This is a genomic window from Arthrobacter sp. R4-81, from assembly GCF_054792365.1.
The window spans coordinates 1,790,532-1,806,445 of the sequence record NZ_CP096445.1; the positions used below are offsets into that span (position 1 = coordinate 1,790,532).

Consider the following 15,914-nt stretch of genomic DNA (forward strand, 5'->3'; position numbering starts at 1 on the left):
ATTGATAAAGCTCCGGACGCAAAGATGGTCCCCGGCATGAATGTCGGGGACCATCTTTGCGTTCGCGGTGGGACTAGACCAGCGTTACGCCAGTAGCCTGGGGACCCTTGGCGCCCTGACCGATCTCGAACTGAACGCGCTGGTTCTCATCGAGGGTCTTGAAGCCACCGGTCTGGATTTCAGAATAGTGAACGAAGACATCGCCATCGGAGTCATCCGGGGTGATGAAGCCGAAGCCCTTTTCAGCGTTGAACCACTTGACGGTTCCCTGTGCCATTTATTTCTCCTCATTGTGGAACTTTATATAAGACCGGCACACTTCGTGCTGGACTTGGGTCACTCCGCGAGAAGAATCCTGGCTTGCAACCCGGAACCGGGTTTCAGCTGCAGAAGCTTCGCGCTCGCAACATGTCTTGCGAGCATGAAAAACACCTACACAAAGACTGATATAAGAATTTCACGCGAGCCGCGTCAGGTCAACGGTCAAAACGTGCAAATATGTAAAATTTGCGTGAAAAACACTCGAACTTCAACCGGGTTAGCCAAGCACAGCAGCCGGAACTGCGGTGATGACGTGAGCCGTCAGCGCTGCCCGCAACCAGGACGACAGCTCGCGAGCCTCACAGGTCGTCAGAGGTTGCCTTGGGAGGAGACGAGTTCCATGCATCGAGCTTAGAAGAGGCGTGACTCGCTGTCGTCAACACCGCGCATGGCGTCGTAGTCGAGGGTTATGCAGTCGATGCCGCGGTCGTTGGCGAGGACCTTGGCCTGCGGCTTGATCTGTTGGGCTGCAAAAATGCCCCGGACAGGGGCCAGCAACGGATCCCTGTTAAGCAGCTCAAGATACCGCGTCAATTGTTCAACGCCATCGATGTCGCCGCGGCGTTTCAGTTCAATGGCCACGGTGGCGCCGTTTGCGTCCCTGGCGAGGATGTCTACCGGTCCGATAGCGGTGAAGTACTCGCGGCGGATGAGGGAAAAACCGGAGCCCAGGGTTTCGATCTGTTCGGCCAGCAGCCTCTGCAGATCAGCTTCGACACCGTCCTTGATCAGGCCGGGGTCCAGACCCAAATCATGGGAGGTGTCGTGGAGATGCTCATGGATGTTGATGATGAGGCGATCATCGGTTTTGGCCGACTGAACTGTCCACTGCTCCGTGACCCCTACCTCCAACTCAACTTCGTCCGGGGACGAGACTCTGAGTACGGCAGGAGGGCTCATCCAGTTCAGCGGCTTGTAGGATCCGCCGTCGGAATGAACCAGCACGGAACCGTCAGCCTTGACCAGCAACAGCCTGGTGGCAAGGGGAAGATGGGCTTTGAGTCTTCCGACGTAATCAACTGAACAACGGGCTATGACGAGGCGCACCCGGTACACATTACCGGGTGGCCGCCGTTCGGACTGTCTCAGCGGGCGGGCTCCGAAATGGGGCAGAATGAAACCATGCCCCGCTCCAACCGTCCTCGCCGCCGCCCCGCCTCAGGAAAACCGGGGCAGGGAAAAGCAGGTCCGGGAAGACCTGTCAGACAAGACGGCGGCGAGGTTCCTGAACTGGATCTTGAAAGGGCGCGCTCAGGCTTTACCCGGCGCGAAAGTGCGCCTGACGGTGAATGGATGGTGCGGCCCATGACGGCCAAGAGGGCTGAGAAGGCGTACATCTGCCCGGGCTGCTCCACAGCAGTGCTTCCCGGGATCGCGCATTTGGTCGTTTGGCAGGACGATCACCTGTTCGGAGCGGCCGCCGGGCTCGCTGAGCGGAGGCACTGGCACACGAACTGCTGGACCTCCCGAAGCTACCGCCACCGCTGAAACCGCCACCGCTGAAACCCCGGGCGCTGAATCTGCCGCCGGCAGAGAGGGTGGCTAAGCTGATAGGCATGACTTTTGACCCGGCGTCGTACGCATTCTCCCCGTCCTCAGGCCCCGCCGCGATCCGGGCCTCCACCGTTCTTCCTGCACTGCGCGAAAACGTGGAAATCACCACCGACGACGGGCATGTGCTAGTGGGTGAGCTCGCAGTGCCGGAGTCGGGAGAGATCAGGGCCACGCTGATCACCCTCCACCCGCTGCCCACGCATGGCGGCTTTATGGATTCCCACGTGTACCGCAAGGCCTCCTACCGTCTGCCTGCGCTCGCCGGGATCGCCGTCCTGCGGTTCAACACCCGCGGAACGTCATCCCCCCGGGGGACTAGCCAGGGGAAATTTGAGGAGGGCATCGGTGAACGCCATGACGTGGAAGCGGCCGTCCGCTTCGCCGTCGAACGCCGGCTGCCCAACCGGTGGCTCGTCGGGTGGTCCTTCGGCACAGAACTCGCCCTGATGTACGGTGCAGCGGAACCGGTGGCTTCGCAGGTGGAGGGCGCAATCCTTTTGTCTCCCCCGCTGCACCGGGCAACGGACGTGCACCTGAAGGAGTGGGCTGCCTCCGGCAAACCCCTAAAGGTCCTGGTTCCCGAACACGACGATTACCTGCAGCCGGCAGCAGCGGCGGAACGGTTCAGGCTGGTTCCGCAGGCAAAGGTTGTAGGAGTCGACGGCGCCAAGCACCTGTGGGTGGGGGAGAAGTACGCTGCGCGGGCCCTTAACGAAATCGTGGCGAAAGTGATCGGGGAAGATGCAGCCTCGGAGCTGCCCCAGGAGTGGAACGGGCCGATGGCCACGGCAGCCCCGTAGTGCCTGTTGCTTAGGGCTTGCTGCGCTTAGTGTTTGCCGTTCCCTAATGCTTGTCCTGGCGGACGATGAAGATCTCGCGGACCAGCAGCATGATGGCCGCCGCAGTCGGAATGGCGATCAGGGCGCCAAGGACGCCCAGCAGGCTGCCGCCGGCAATGACTGAGATGACGGCAACGGCGCCCGGCACGGCAACAGCCTTCTGCATGATCCGCGGGGAGATGAAATAGGCCTCGAACTGCAGGTAAGCGAAGTAGCAGATCGCATAGCCGAGCGCGGTTTGCCAACCGGCCGTGAGGGCAATCAGTGTTACGAGGATTCCCGCAATGAGCCCGCCCACCAGCGGAATGAAGGCGAGCAGGGCCACCACAAAAGTCAGCAGTACTGCGAACGGAATGCCAAGCACCGACATCACAATGAAGGCGAAGGTTGCGTTGAGTCCGGCAACCGCCGCCTGGCCGATGACATAGTTGCCGACCGACCCCGTGATTTCCTCCGAGAGTGCTTCCACCCTGGCGCGGCGCGACCGAGGCGCCAGCCGATAGGCCCACTTCTTCATGTTCGGCAGGGCCGCCAGGAAGTAGAGACTCAGTACGAGGACAATCAGGGTGCCGAACAGGCCGTTGGCCACGGTGGATCCGAAGCCAAGAACTCCGCCGAAAATGCCGCCCATTGCTGCGGGATCATTGACGAACTTTTCCAGTTCCTCGGTGATCCGGTCCCGTACGCCAAACTGGTCATCGAGCGTGCGGAACAGATCGGAGTTGATGAAGTCACGGACCCAGACCGGCGCCTGCTCAACAATCTCAGTGACCTGCTCAACGATGGTGGGGATCAGTGTGGCGAAAAAACCGGCGACGGCCGAGGCCAGGACGGCAACGGCAACGAGGATACCCACAGGCCGGGGCAACTTTCGGCCCTCAAGCCAGCGCACCACCGGATCCAGTCCCAGGGCGATGAAAAGCGCCGCCACAATCCACAGCAGCAGCTGCGTCGTGTTGGATCCGATCCAGTAGACCAGCAAAGCCATCCCGACGCCAACGGTCCCCATGAAGCCCACATAGACGGGATGCTGGGCAGACATACGTGGTCCGGGAGCGCCGAACCGCTCAGCGTCTTCCCCGCTTAGCTGTTCGTCATCGATGTGCTCGGGCGGCATTTCGAAGCGCACGCGCGGCTGGGCTCCGGGCAGTGGCTGGCGCAGCCGCCGGATGACCGATCCAAGGAAAGCGGCCCGGGGCGGGTTCTTTGCGGGCCGTTCAACGGAAACAGGTTCCGGGGCAACGGATCCCTGGAGATCTTCCTGTCCTGAGGGGGACGAATCCGTGTGTTCAGTCACAGCTTTTTAGTGCCCTTTTCCGTGCATGTTTCTATGCGTTACACCGCCTTCGGCGCCGGTGTGATGATCATCGCAAACACTATCAGCAGGCCCATTGGGGCCCGGGTGAAGCGCCGCGGAGGGGCGTCGATTGAACGTCGCACCCAACCCCAAACTCAGAGATTGGTAACAAAACGGTTACTATTGAAAGCAAACCCCCGCTGATGATAGGTGATTCTTTGCGTTTCAAGACTGCAGTTGCACTAGTGCTGCTCGGCCTCCTGGTGTTGCTGGCCGGGATCGGACAGAAGACAATCTGGGCCCCGGCCGAGACCGTAACGGCCACGGCGCCCTCGGACTCCGCTGCCGCGCCCCTGACCGTCATAGACCAAAAGCTGCGCACACACGGCGGAGGAACGGTCAAGATCAGCGTCAAGGGCGAAGGCAGCTTCCTGCTGGCCACGGGCCGCCCCGATGACGTCAGCGCGTGGGTCGGAAAAACCGCCCACAACACTGTCTCGGGTGTGTCCGAGGACAGCAAGTCACTGCAGGTGACACACACTGACGGTGAAGCCACGTCACCGACGCCCGCCGGTTCGGATCTCTGGGTGTCCACGGAGAACGCCAGTGGCGACCTCAACTACACCTGGAATGCACCTGCCGACGGCGAATGGAGCCTGTTGCTCGCTTCTGACGGTACAAAGCCGGCGCCGTCGTCCATTTCCATGACGTTCGACAACGACACTTCAACTCCCTGGGCAGTGCCCTTTATGGTCCTGGGTGCGCTGATCATGCTGGCGGGCCTTGCATTGCTGATGTTCAAGCCCAAGCGCGGCAGGAACAGGCGCACAGGTGGAACGGGCGGCATTGACAGCACCCACCCGGACCACGACTCCACGTCTGCAGACCGCGGAAGCGCCTCTGGCTCAACCGCTGTCAACACAACCCGGTTCAACTCCACCATGCGTATGAGCGGTCTTCGCCGGATGGGCTTGGCCCGCGGCGGCTTCATCGTTGCCGCGCTCACTGCCACTGCGGTAGCCGGAAGCGGTGTTGCCGCCCAAGCCACGACGCCGGCTCCATCGCCCTCCGCAGCTTCTTCCGCCCCGGCTGAGCCGGAGGCAGGAGAGGAAGCTCCCGTCCTGTTGGACGCGCAGCTCCGCCGGATCCTGGAGCAGGTAGCCAGCACCGTTGACACAGGCGACGCCGCGAAGGATGTCGAAAAGCTCAGGGGCAGGGTCGCTGGAACCGAGCTGGATGTCCGCGGGCAGAATTACAAGATCCGGTCGCAGGTGGGATCGTATGAGGCCCGCATGCCCGTACGTGCCACGAAACAGCTCACGGCAGTTGTCCCCGGTAAGAGCGATTGGCCTCGGTCAGTACTCGCGGTGACGCAGGGTGAGGGCAACGTGGTCCCGCAGCTCCTCACGCTGGTGCAGGCGGGCCCGCGGGAAAACTACAAGCTGGTGCTCACCACACCGCTGCAGCCGGGAACCACGCTCCCGGCCATTGGGGCTGAGGGCAGCGAGTCCTTGGCCGCCGGTGACAAGTCAGGCCTCCTGTACAGCGGCGAGGAAGCTCTCGCCGGTCTGGGTGATCGCCTTACCAAGGACGACTCCACGTTCAAGGACAAGCTTGTTGAAGGCCAGTCTTCGCCATACATCGCCGACACCCTCGCCTACCAGGCAGATGCGGTGAAGTCGGGACCGAACGGCAATTTCGCCTTCACCCACAAAGTTGACCCGAAGCAGACAGTTGTCTTCCGGACGGCCGACGGCGGCGCCCTGGTGCTGGGCCGCCTCGACTTCGCCTTTGACGGAACGCCCAAGGCCTCCGGCGACAAGCTGACCATCGGGGATGACGCTGCAGTCCTGGCTGGCGGCAAGGAAACCACATCAGGCATGGTCCTGAACTTTGCTGAGTCAGTTGCCGTGTACGTGCCGCCCACGGGTTCCAAGGACCCCATGAAGCTGGTAGCGGCAACCCGTGGACTCATCGGGGCAAGCTTCAAGTAGCATCCCGGGTTGACGCCGGCAACGGCCGGAGTGGCTAGAGTGGAAGCTATGAGTTCGCCAGCTTCCCGCCCTGTCCCTCCGGCCGCTGCCAGTCAGCTGAACCTTCGCGGCGCCGTCGATCTTTCCGCCCTGAAGCAGCGCGCTGCCTCAGGATCGCCTTCAGGTCCGCCCGCCGCCCAGAGTTCCATGCCCGGCTCCGCCGGGGGAGCTGAGCGCCCCGCCGGTGGACGCCCGCTTCGTGTGGCCGCCACGGAAGCGAATTTCCAGGAACTCGTTGAGCTTTCCACCCAGGTGCCGGTTGTTTTCGCACTGTGGGCAGGGTATTCGCCGGGTTCTGAAGCCATGCTTGACGTCCTGGAACAAATCATCAACGGCTATGACGGCCGGCTGGTCCTGGGAACAGCCGATATTGAGGCGTTCCCGCAGCTTGCCCAGGCCTTCCAGGTCCAGGCCGTCCCCACGGCTGTTGCGGTGGTGAAGGGCCAACCCGTACCGCTTTTCCAGGGTGGCGCTGATGAACAGCAGGTACGAAGCCTGTTGGACGAGCTGCTGAAGGTTGCAGCGGCCAACGGGGTAAACGGCAGGATCGGCGGTTCCGAAGAACCAGCCGGGGAACCAGAGCCAGCCCCGCTTCCGCCTTTGCACCAGGAAGCCTTCGACGCCATCGAAGCCGGCGACTTTGCTGCCGCGGCAGCTGCGTACCGGAAGGCACTGGCAGAAATGCCCTCGGATCTGGAGGCCAAGGCCGGGCTGGCCCAGGTTGAGCTGATGGGCCGTTTGCAGGCGCTGTCGGTTCCCGAGGGTGAGGCGCTGCGCAATCTCGCGGCAGACGAGCCGGACAATCTTGAGGCACAGTTGGCGGTTGCTGATCTGGATCTTGCCGGCGGGCACATTGAGGATGCGCTGAACCGCGTGGTTTCGTTTATCGGCAGGAATTTCGGTCCTGAGCGCGAGACTGCCCGGGTGCGGCTCCTTGAATTCTTTGAAGTTGTAGGTCCCTCGGATGAGCGGGTGGCCAAGGCGCGGCAAGGACTCGCCAGGGTTCTTTTCTGATGGGCTCAGTTCTCTTCACGCCTCTGACATTGCGTTCAATGACGCTGCAGCACCGGGGGTGGGTCTCACCCATGTGCCAGTACAGCTGTGGGGCTGAAACCGGCGAAGGGGTGCCCAACGACTGGCATCTGATGCATCTGGGCTCGTTCGCGGCAGGGGGCGCAGCCTTGATTCTCACGGAAGCTGCGGCGGTAAACCCTATAGGCAGGATCAGTCCGCTCGATGCGGGCCTCTACAACGATCAGCAGGCCTCGGCGTGGGAGCGGATCATCCGGTTTGTGCACCTGCATGGCGCAGCTGATGCCAAGATCGGAGTGCAGCTGGCCCACGCCGGACGCAAGGGCTCCACATACTGGCCCTTTTCCGGGCGGAACGGTTCAGTGCAGGAGGCCGACGGCGGTTGGGCCACTGTCGGGCCAGGAACCGGCGCCTTTGACGGCTACGCTCCTCCGTCTGCAATGACTGAAGCGGACATTGAGGGTGTTATCAGGGATTTCGCTGCGGCCGCGATCCGGGCGGTGGATGCAGGCTTCGATACCGTGGAGATTCACGGTGCCCACGGCTACCTGCTTCATGAATTTCAAAGTCCCTTAGTGAACGACAGGACCGACGCCTGGGGCGGCAGCGAGGACGGCAGGAACCGGCTGATGCTCGCAGTCATCGATGCCGTTCGGGATGTTATCCCGGATTCGATGCCTTTGCTGCTGCGCATTTCCGCCTCCGACTGGGCTGAGGGTGGAGTGGAGGTGGACCACGCTGTGCGGCTGGCCCGCCAAGCGGCAGAGCGCGGTGTTGACCTCGTTGACGTCTCAAGCGGCGGCGCTGTGGCGCATCAAAAGATCCAGGCGGGACCGGGATATCAAACTGGCTTCTCCTCCCGTATCCGGCATGAGGCTGACGTCGCCACGGGAACCGTGGGACTTTTGACGTCCGCCGGCCAGGCAGAACACGCTGTAGCTACCGGGCAGGCGGACGGGATCTTCATTGCCCGCGCCGCATTGCGTGATCCCCACTGGTGGCTCAGGGCGGCCTTCGAACTGGGGCACGACATTTCCTGGCCACCTCAGTACCAGCGCGCCAGGCCACGTCACTCTTTCTGACGATTACTCTGCCCGCAGGATTCCTCCTTTCGGACGAGTCCGGCGGAGGCAAGCGGCGGATAGTGTGGAATCATGACTCTTCCTCTGCCGGACCAGCCAAGCCTGCCGCCATCCGTACCGGCTCTGTCCCTGCGAGGGATAGCGAAAAGGTTCGGAGGCAAGATCGCCGTCGACGGAATCAGCCTTGATGTGCCGTCCGGTTCCTTTTTCGGGATAGTCGGTCCCAACGGGGCGGGTAAGACCACCATGTTGTCGATGGCCACCGGGCTCCTGCGCCCGGACTTCGGAACTGCTGTGGTGCAGGGTGTGGATGTGTGGGCGCATCCGCTGGAGGCAAAGAGGCTGATGGGAATCCTGCCTGACGGAGTACGCCTGTTCGACAGGCTGACCGGGGAACAGCTGGTCACATATGCCGGTCTCCTGCGGGGGATGGATCGGGCTGTGGTTTCCTCGCGTGTCCGGGAGCTGTTGGAAGCGTTGGACCTCACCCAGGATGCAGGAACACTGGTGGTGGATTATTCGGCAGGTATGACGAAGAAGATAGCCCTCGCCTCGGCCTTGATTCACGCGCCCCGCGTTCTTGTGCTGGATGAGCCTTTCGAATCCGTGGACCCCATCTCGGCTGCCAACATACGTGACATCCTTGACCGTTACGTCGCTTCCGGCGGGACCGTGATTGTGTCGAGCCATGTGATGGACCTCGTGCAGCGGATGTGTGACCATGTGGCCGTTGTTGCGGCGGGCCGCCTGCTTGCCGCCGGCACCATTGATGAAGTGCGTGCCGGAGCCAGCCTGGAAGACCGTTTCGTCCAACTGGTGGGCGGCCGCAGCAAGACGGAGGGGCTGGAATGGTTGCGCACCTTCTAAGGCTAAAGCTGACGCTGCTCCGCAACAGTTTCCGACGGAGCCCATGGCAACTTATTGGCCTTGCCATTGGCGGCTTGTACGCTTTAGGAACCGCCGGAATCTGCGCCGTCGCCCTGATCCTGCTGCGCTCTGCAGAGGTGGAGCTGGCACAAACATTCGTTGTTCTGGGTGGAGCCACCGCTGTCCTGGGGTGGGCCGTTATCCCGGTGGTGGCTTCCGCCGTCGACATGACGCTGGATCCTGCACGATTCACAACCTTCAGCGTGCCCATGCCCAAATTGCTGGCCGGGCTCGCTCTTGGCGGCTTGATCGGAATTCCTGGTCTGGCCACAGCCGTTGTCGCGCTTTCCACAGTAGGAACCTGGTGGCGTGGCCCGTTGGAGCCAATCGCTGCCCTGGCCGGCGCCGTCCTGGGGGTCCTCACCTGCATTGTGCTTTCCCGGGTGGTTACCACGGCAACCGCCGGCCTTGCTGCTTCCCGTCGGTTCAAGGACGCCAGCTCCCTTGTTTTTATGATTCCCCTCATCCTGCTCGGCCCGCTCGCGGCTGTAGTCACCAGGGGAATAGCTGAGTCGGCGGATTTTCTCCCTGGCTTCGCCAGCACTCTGTCGTGGACGCCTTTGGGCGCAGCCTGGTCACTCGGCGGCGATGTCTCGGCGGGGGACCCGGGCGTGGCGGTCCTGAAACTCCTCATCGCCATAGGGTCGCTTGCCGGCCTGACGTGGTGTTGGAAGGTCCTCCTGGAGCGCGCATTGGTCTCACCGCCCTATGCCGGGAGCTCACGGCGCAAAGGGGGGCATCTTGGCCTGTTTTCCCTCCTTCCGGCCAGCCCCGCAGGAGCAGTCACGGCCCGCGCGTTGACTTATTGGCTCAGGGATCCGCGCTACTCGGGATCGCTGGTAGTCATTCCCCTTTTACCGGTCCTGCTGTTGTTCCAGGGAAGCCAGACCGGCGACTATGGCGTCCTGACGGTGATCGGCCCCCTGACCGCCTTCATGCTGGCCTGGGCAATCTCTGCTGACGTCTCCTACGACAACACCGCCTTCGCCCTGCATCTGGCCAGCGGTGTACGCGGACTTGATGACAGGCTGGGACGGGCGACGGCGTGCCTGGTGTTCGCTTTGCCGGTCACGGTGGCCTTCAGCATATTTCCCTTCGTGGTCACCCAGGACTGGATCAAGCTGCCAGGAGTCCTTGGCTTCTCGCTGGGCATCCTGCTGACCGGGCTTGGGCTGGCTTCTGTGGTGTCGGCGAGATACACCGTTGCGGTTCCCCTGCCGGGTGACAGCCCGTTCAAGAAGCCGCCAGGAAATGTGGCACAGACTCTGGGGGTCCAGTTCGGAGGTATGGGTGTGCTGCTTTTGCTCGTGTCTCCGGAAGGCGTGTTGCTCCTGTTGCAGTTTGCCACCGGGGAGCCGCTGCTCGGCTGGATAAACTTGGCTGTAGGTCCGCTCCTGGGCCTTGTGATGTTCGGGACCGGGGTCCGGCTCGGGGGCAAGTGGCTCGACACCCGCGGTCCGGAACTGCTCGCGCAACTTTCCGTCAACCGGTAGCAGAAAACAGAAAGCTGGCAGATTTTGGAAGTTGTAATCCTGTCCGGGACTGCACGGATAGCATCTTTGGCAGCTGATGCCATTGAGGCGCTGCTCCTGCGGAAGCCTGATGCGGTCCTGGGGCTGGCCACAGGCTCCTCGCCCTTGCCCATCTATGACGAGCTGGCACGGCGGCATGACCGGAACGGACTGGATTTCAGCAAGGCCCACGGGTTCGCCCTGGATGAGTACGTTGGCTTGGAACCCGGTCATGAGCAGTCCTACCGCGAAGTCATTCGGCGTGAATTTACGGACAGGGTGAACATCTCTGAGGCCAACGTGCACACTCCTGATGGTGCGGCAGAGGACATCCCGGCTGCTTGTGAGGCCTATGAAAATGCAATCAAGGAGGCCGGGGGAGTTGACCTGCAGATACTGGGCGTGGGGACAGACGGTCACATAGGATTCAACGAGCCCGGATCATCCCTCGCTTCCAGGACGAGGATCAAGACGCTCATTGAGCAGACACGCCGCGATAATGCCCGCTTTTTTGGCAGCGTGAATGACGTACCGCACCACGTCATCACGCAGGGCCTTGGCACGATCATGGAAGCGCGGCATGTGATCCTGGTGGCAACAGGTGCCCAAAAGGCGCAGGCGGTCCATAACTTCGTCGAGGGCCCCGTGTCCGCTATCTGTGCGGCATCGGTCCTGCAGATGCATCCGCACGCCACCGTCCTCATTGATGAAGCCGCAGCATCCTCCCTCAAACTGGCTGACTACTACCGCCACAGTTATGACAACAAGCCTGCCTGGCAGGGTTTATAGCCCCAAGGGTTGCCAGGCTGCCGCCGACGGCGAGGGACCGTTCCGCCGTCGGCCACCGATGCCGGTCGCGTTACTGTCTGCTCCGGACGCTAAGATGGATGGCATGACAAGCACGACGGATCCCTTCGAAAACGACCCGATGCGCGAGCTCTCCGGAGCCGGGGGCTCCACCGCCACCATTGAGCGCGAAGAACTCCGCCAGGAAGTGGAACCGGGCGACCGGGAGCGGTTCTCGCACTACGTCCGCAAGGAAAAGATCATGGAGTCCGCCCTTTCCGGCGAGCCCGTGATCGCACTCTGCGGCAAGGTGTGGACCCCAGGCCGCGATCCCCAGAAGTTTCCGGTTTGCCCCATGTGCAAAGAGGTCTACGACGGCCTTCGCCCCGGCAATGACGGCGGCAAAGGCTCGGGCGACAAGAAGTAGAATCGCGGGCTGAAATGCCCGGATGTCGTCCAGCCGGGTGCTCTGGAACGTGAGCAAGCCGGCTCCTTGACGCACGGCTGAGAGGCGCCGGCCGTCATCTACGTCTGGTTTCAGACGCAGGTGACTGCCGAAGCCTGGCTGGACTCGTTCTGATTCCCGGCACTTAATTCCCTTGCGCCTGGCCTGTCATCCCGCTGCGCCCGTCAGGCGATTGCTACCTTTGATACGGGAGAACTGTCCGCAGTTCTCTTCCGACCCGGTCCATCCGGAACAGATTGGTGTTTTTGTGGTTATTTGTGTTGCGCTGACAAGAGGTACCCTCCCGGGGAACGTGGGCGCAGCATGACCGAGACGCTCTTTGGCGGACCCACCCTGCCTCCCGCCTACCCGGAGCGGGCCGCCTGGGGAACCGCCCAGAAACTCAGGGCCTGGCAGCAGGAAGCCCTGGACAGGTATTTCACGGCACAACCCAAGGACTTCCTGGCTGTAGCAACCCCTGGTGCAGGAAAAACCACTTTTGCCCTCCGCGTCGCCTCGATGCTTATAGAGTCCGGTGCTGTAAACCGCGTGACCATCGTGGCGCCAACCGACCACCTGAAACGGCAGTGGGCTGACGCCGCAGCCAAGGTGGGGATCGCGATTGACCCTAACTTCAAGAACGCCGACGGCCAGCATGGCCGGGGGTTCATTGGTGTTGCCGTCACCTACGCCCAGGTTGCCAGCAAGCCCATGCTGCACCGGGCAAAAACGGAAGCCGCCCGCACTCTGGTGATCCTTGACGAGATCCACCACGGCGGCGAGGCGCTCTCCTGGGGCGACGGCCTGCGGGAGGCCTTTGATCCTGCAGCACGCCGTTTGTCGCTCACAGGGACCCCCTTCCGCTCCGACACTTCCCCTATTCCCTTTGTTGAGTATGCCGAAGACCGGGATGGCATCCGCCGCTCCAAAGCGGACTATACATATGGTTACGGAAACGCTCTCCGCGACCACGTGGTCCGCCCGGTCATGTTCATGGCCTACTCCGGACAGATGCGGTGGCGTACCAGCGCTGGTGAAGAAATGGCAGCTTCGCTCGGTGAAGCCGCTGTCACCAAGGACGTTACCTCCCAGGCCTGGCGGACGGCGTTGAACCCGGCAGGGGAATGGATTCCGGCCGTGCTGGCCGGGGCAGATAAACGGCTTAGCGAAGTCCGCCGTACAGTTCCCGACGCCGGTGGCCTGGTCATCGCGACGGATCACGAGGACGCAAGGGCCTACGCGGGCCAGCTGAAGAAGATCACCGGTGAATCGCCCACAGTGATCCTTTCCGATGACGCGAAAGCCTCGAGCAAGATTGAGGAATTCACGGCAAGTGACAAGCGGTGGATGGTCGCCGTCCGGATGGTCTCTGAAGGCGTGGACGTTCCACGGCTCTCAGTGGGCGTCTACGCAACATCCACGTCGACCCCGCTGTTTTTTGCCCAGGCTGTGGGAAGGTTTGTCCGCGCGCGGAAGCGCGGCGAAACGGCGTCGGTATTCCTGCCATCCGTTCCCCAGCTGATGGCGCTTGCCAACTCCATGGAGGCCGAACGCGACCATGCGCTGGACCGCCCCGAGAAGGAGGACGGCGATGGCCTCTTCAACCCGGAAGATTCGCTGATGGATGAGGCGAACCGCGAGGAGAAAGCCTCAGATTCGCTGACCAAGGGCAAGTTCGAGGCGCTGGATTCCCAGGCATCCTTTGATCGGGTGCTGTTCGACGGCGGTGAGTTCGGTACCGGGGGCGAAGTCGGTTCCGAGGACGAGATGGACTTCCTGGGCATTCCGGGGCTTTTGGACGCCGAGCAGGTGGGAACGCTGCTGAGGCAGCGCCAGCATGAACAGCAGAGCCGCAAGAAGCTGAGGTCACCGGAGGCAACTGCTCCCGCCGCAGCTGTTCCGGACCACCGCATGCTGATGGATCTGCGGAACGAGCTGGCCAAGAACGTTGCCGCCTGGTCTGCCCGGACGGGTACACCGCACGGCGTTGTCCACACCAAACTGCGAACAGTGTGCGGCGGGCCTCCCGTGGCGCAGGCCAACGAAGAGCAGCTTCAGAGCCGCCTCCGCAAGCTGCAGGATTGGTTTATCGGCCGGAAGTAGCTCTTAGGCGAGGTCGACGCCGCCCAGTTCCATTTCAGCGTAGGCATCGTCGAGATCAGGAGCGATCCCGGCTGTCAGTTCACGCATCACGGTGACCGAGTAGCCCGCCTGGACAGCGTCAAGGGCCGTGGCCATCACGCAGTAATCAGTGGCGAGCCCAACGACGACGACATCCTCCACGTCATGGCTCTGCAGCCAATCGTCCAGGCCGATGGCGTCCTCGTCCGCGGCGAATGCTTCGGCGTCTTCCACAAGGGGCGCCCCTCCAGGCTTCCGTTCACCGGTAGGAACAGCGTCCTCCGGCGCCAGCACACCCTCGAAGCCTGAGTAGGCTGCGGTGTATTGGCCCTTCTGGAAGTAGGCGTCGATGTATTCGGTGTCGAGGTCCGGGTGCAGTTCAGCACCGCGGGTACCGGCCACACAATGCGGGGGCCAGGTGTCAACGAAATCCGGCTCTTCCGCGAAATGGTCCCCGGGCTGGATGTGCCAGTCCTGTGTGGCCACGATGTGGTCGAACTGGTTGTGATGGGCATCCACATACTCACTGATGGCCGCTGCAACCTCTGCACCGCCCTTCACCGGAAGGGATCCCCCTTCGCAGAAGTCATTCTGCACATCAACAATGATCAGGGCACGGGACATTCAGTCCTCCTCGTAAACAGTAGGGATGGCGGGTTCGCCACGCTGCAGGCGGTTGACCACAGGGGGCAGTTCCGCCATTGAATCCATATGCCGTTGGCGGGCCCGGACAACGCCCTCGGGTCCCGTCCAGCCAGGCAGTAGTTCGCCGTTCTTGATGAACTGCTGGAGGAGCATCCTGTCATTTCCGTCGTCCTCGGGGAGTTGGCCGACTCCCAGGATTTCCTGCGAGGCAATGCCCTGCTCATTCAGCCTGCGCAGCGCGTATTTCCGCCCTCCCCTGCTCGCCTTGTTCTTGGCGGCTTTAGCCACTGAGACAAAATTGCCGTCGTCGTCGGTCCGGCTCACCAGTTTGTAGACCATGCTTGCGGTTGGAGCGCCCGAGCCTGTGACCAAAGATGTTCCGACACCGTAGGAATCCACGGGTGCGGACTGCAGCGCCGCGATGGCGTACTCGTCCAGGTCCGAGGTAACAACAATTTTGGTGTTGTGGTTGCCGAGGTCGTCCAGGAGCTGCCTGACCCACTGGGCCTGCGCTATCAGGTCGCCGGAGTCCAGGCGGACGGCGCCCAAGGAGGGCCCCGCAAGCTCGACGGCGGTTCGGACGCCCGCTTCGACGTCGTACGTATCCACAAGCAGGGAGGTGCCGGGGCCCATCGAGGCGATCTGCGCCTCGAACGCCTGCCGCTCCGTGTCATGGAGCAGGGTGAACGAATGGGCGGCGGTGCCGACAGTTTTGATCCCGTACCGGAGGCCTGCCTCCAGGTTTGAGGTGCTGGCGAAGCCGGCGACGACGGCGGCACGGGCGGCCGCTGCAGCGGATTCCTCCTGGGTGCGGCGGGAACCCATTTCGATGCATGGACGGTTTCCGGCAGCCGTGACCATTCGGGAGGCCGCAGAGGCGATGGCGCTGTCATGGTTGAGCACTGACAGGACATAGGTTTCAAGAATGCACGCTTCAGCGAAGGTAGCTTCGATGATCAGGATGGGGGAGTAGGGAAAGTACGCTTCGCCCTCCGCATAACCCCAGACGTCCCCAGAGAACCTGTACGTGGACAGATACTCCAGCGTCTCCTCGCTCACGATCCGGGTGCGGCGCAGGAAATCGAGTTCAGCAGGCCCGAAGCGAAAGTCGGCTATGCCCTCAAGCAGCCGTCCTGTACCGCCAACAATGCCGTAACGGCGGCCGTCGGGGAGGCGCCGGGCGAAGGCCTCGAAGACGCATTTCCGCTGGGCTGCGCCGGAGTGCAGAGCGGCCTGGAGCATGGTCAGCTCGTAATGGTCGGTGTACAAGGACGTCCGGGGATGGTCCCGGCCAGCAGGGGTACTCACAAATTCACTCTAG

The 15,914-nt window shown here is 62.4% G+C and carries 15 protein-coding genes; 10 read left to right on the plus strand and 5 right to left on the minus strand.

Features of this window, described 5'->3' with window-relative positions; translation table 11 throughout:
- Window positions 1-73 precede the first annotated feature (73 nt).
- Both M1E05_RS08390 and nucS read right to left on the minus strand, forming a co-directional pair.
- A complete protein-coding gene (locus M1E05_RS08390) occupies window positions 74-277 on the minus strand; it encodes a cold-shock protein (protein ID WP_011692441.1) in 204 nt (67 codons plus the stop codon).
- Between the two features lie 395 nt (window positions 278-672).
- Window positions 673-1,368, minus strand: a complete 696-nt coding sequence (nucS, locus tag M1E05_RS08395) for an endonuclease NucS (protein WP_247042899.1) — start codon at window positions 1,366-1,368, stop codon at window positions 673-675.
- Window positions 1,369-1,443: 75 nt separating this feature from the next.
- Between nucS and M1E05_RS08400 the strand changes: the two genes are divergently transcribed.
- Both M1E05_RS08400 and M1E05_RS08405 read left to right on the plus strand, forming a co-directional pair.
- Window positions 1,444-1,809: an ATP/GTP-binding protein gene (locus tag M1E05_RS08400; protein ID WP_458111328.1), complete on the plus strand. Its 366-nt coding sequence runs from the start codon at window positions 1,444-1,446 to the stop codon at window positions 1,807-1,809.
- A 68-nt stretch (window positions 1,810-1,877) separates the two neighbouring features.
- On the plus strand, window positions 1,878-2,675 hold the full coding sequence (locus tag M1E05_RS08405; protein WP_458111327.1) for an alpha/beta hydrolase: 798 nt from the start codon (window positions 1,878-1,880) through the stop codon (window positions 2,673-2,675).
- 43 nt (window positions 2,676-2,718) lie between these two features.
- On the opposite strand, the gene M1E05_RS08410 is transcribed toward M1E05_RS08405, so the two are convergent.
- Entirely contained in the window at window positions 2,719-4,011 is a 1,293-nt protein-coding gene (locus tag M1E05_RS08410) for an AI-2E family transporter (protein ID WP_458111326.1), read from the minus strand.
- Between the two features lie 203 nt (window positions 4,012-4,214).
- Between M1E05_RS08410 and M1E05_RS08415 the strand changes: the two genes are divergently transcribed.
- The 8 genes from M1E05_RS08415 (at window position 4,215) to M1E05_RS08450 (ending at window position 13,930) form a co-directional block, all read left to right on the plus strand.
- On the plus strand, window positions 4,215-6,005 hold the full coding sequence (locus tag M1E05_RS08415; protein WP_461164982.1) for a hypothetical protein: 1,791 nt from the start codon (window positions 4,215-4,217) through the stop codon (window positions 6,003-6,005).
- A 48-nt stretch (window positions 6,006-6,053) separates the two neighbouring features.
- Window positions 6,054-7,058, plus strand: coding sequence for a co-chaperone YbbN (locus M1E05_RS08420; protein WP_461164983.1), 1,005 nt, complete (start codon window positions 6,054-6,056; stop codon window positions 7,056-7,058).
- Complete coding sequence (locus tag M1E05_RS08425) at window positions 7,058-8,158, plus strand: NADH:flavin oxidoreductase/NADH oxidase (protein WP_461164984.1); 1,101 nt, start codon at window positions 7,058-7,060, stop codon at window positions 8,156-8,158. The genes M1E05_RS08420 and M1E05_RS08425 overlap by 1 nt, the downstream gene beginning before the upstream one ends.
- 72 nt (window positions 8,159-8,230) lie before the next feature.
- Window positions 8,231-9,025, plus strand: a complete 795-nt coding sequence (locus M1E05_RS08430) for an ABC transporter ATP-binding protein (RefSeq protein WP_461164985.1) — start codon at window positions 8,231-8,233, stop codon at window positions 9,023-9,025.
- Complete coding sequence (locus M1E05_RS08435; protein WP_461164986.1) at window positions 9,007-10,578, plus strand: transporter; 1,572 nt, start codon at window positions 9,007-9,009, stop codon at window positions 10,576-10,578. The genes M1E05_RS08430 and M1E05_RS08435 overlap by 19 nt, the downstream gene beginning before the upstream one ends.
- 24 nt (window positions 10,579-10,602) lie before the next feature.
- Window positions 10,603-11,385, plus strand: a complete 783-nt coding sequence (gene nagB, locus M1E05_RS08440) for a glucosamine-6-phosphate deaminase (protein WP_461164987.1) — start codon at window positions 10,603-10,605, stop codon at window positions 11,383-11,385.
- Window positions 11,386-11,479: 94 nt separating this feature from the next.
- Window positions 11,480-11,809, plus strand: coding sequence for a DUF3039 domain-containing protein (locus tag M1E05_RS08445; RefSeq protein ID WP_247042931.1), 330 nt, complete (start codon window positions 11,480-11,482; stop codon window positions 11,807-11,809).
- Between the two features lie 342 nt (window positions 11,810-12,151).
- The gene (locus M1E05_RS08450; RefSeq protein ID WP_458111319.1) at window positions 12,152-13,930 is read left to right on the plus strand and encodes a DEAD/DEAH box helicase; all 1,779 of its coding nucleotides are present in this window, start codon (window positions 12,152-12,154) and stop codon (window positions 13,928-13,930) included.
- A 3-nt stretch (window positions 13,931-13,933) separates the two neighbouring features.
- On the opposite strand, the gene M1E05_RS08455 is transcribed toward M1E05_RS08450, so the two are convergent.
- Both M1E05_RS08455 and M1E05_RS08460 read right to left on the minus strand, forming a co-directional pair.
- Complete coding sequence (locus M1E05_RS08455; RefSeq protein ID WP_458111318.1) at window positions 13,934-14,572, minus strand: isochorismatase family protein; 639 nt, start codon at window positions 14,570-14,572, stop codon at window positions 13,934-13,936.
- On the minus strand, window positions 14,573-15,901 hold the full coding sequence (locus M1E05_RS08460; protein WP_461164988.1) for a nicotinate phosphoribosyltransferase: 1,329 nt from the start codon (window positions 15,899-15,901) through the stop codon (window positions 14,573-14,575).
- Between the last annotated feature and the right edge of the window lie 13 nt (window positions 15,902-15,914).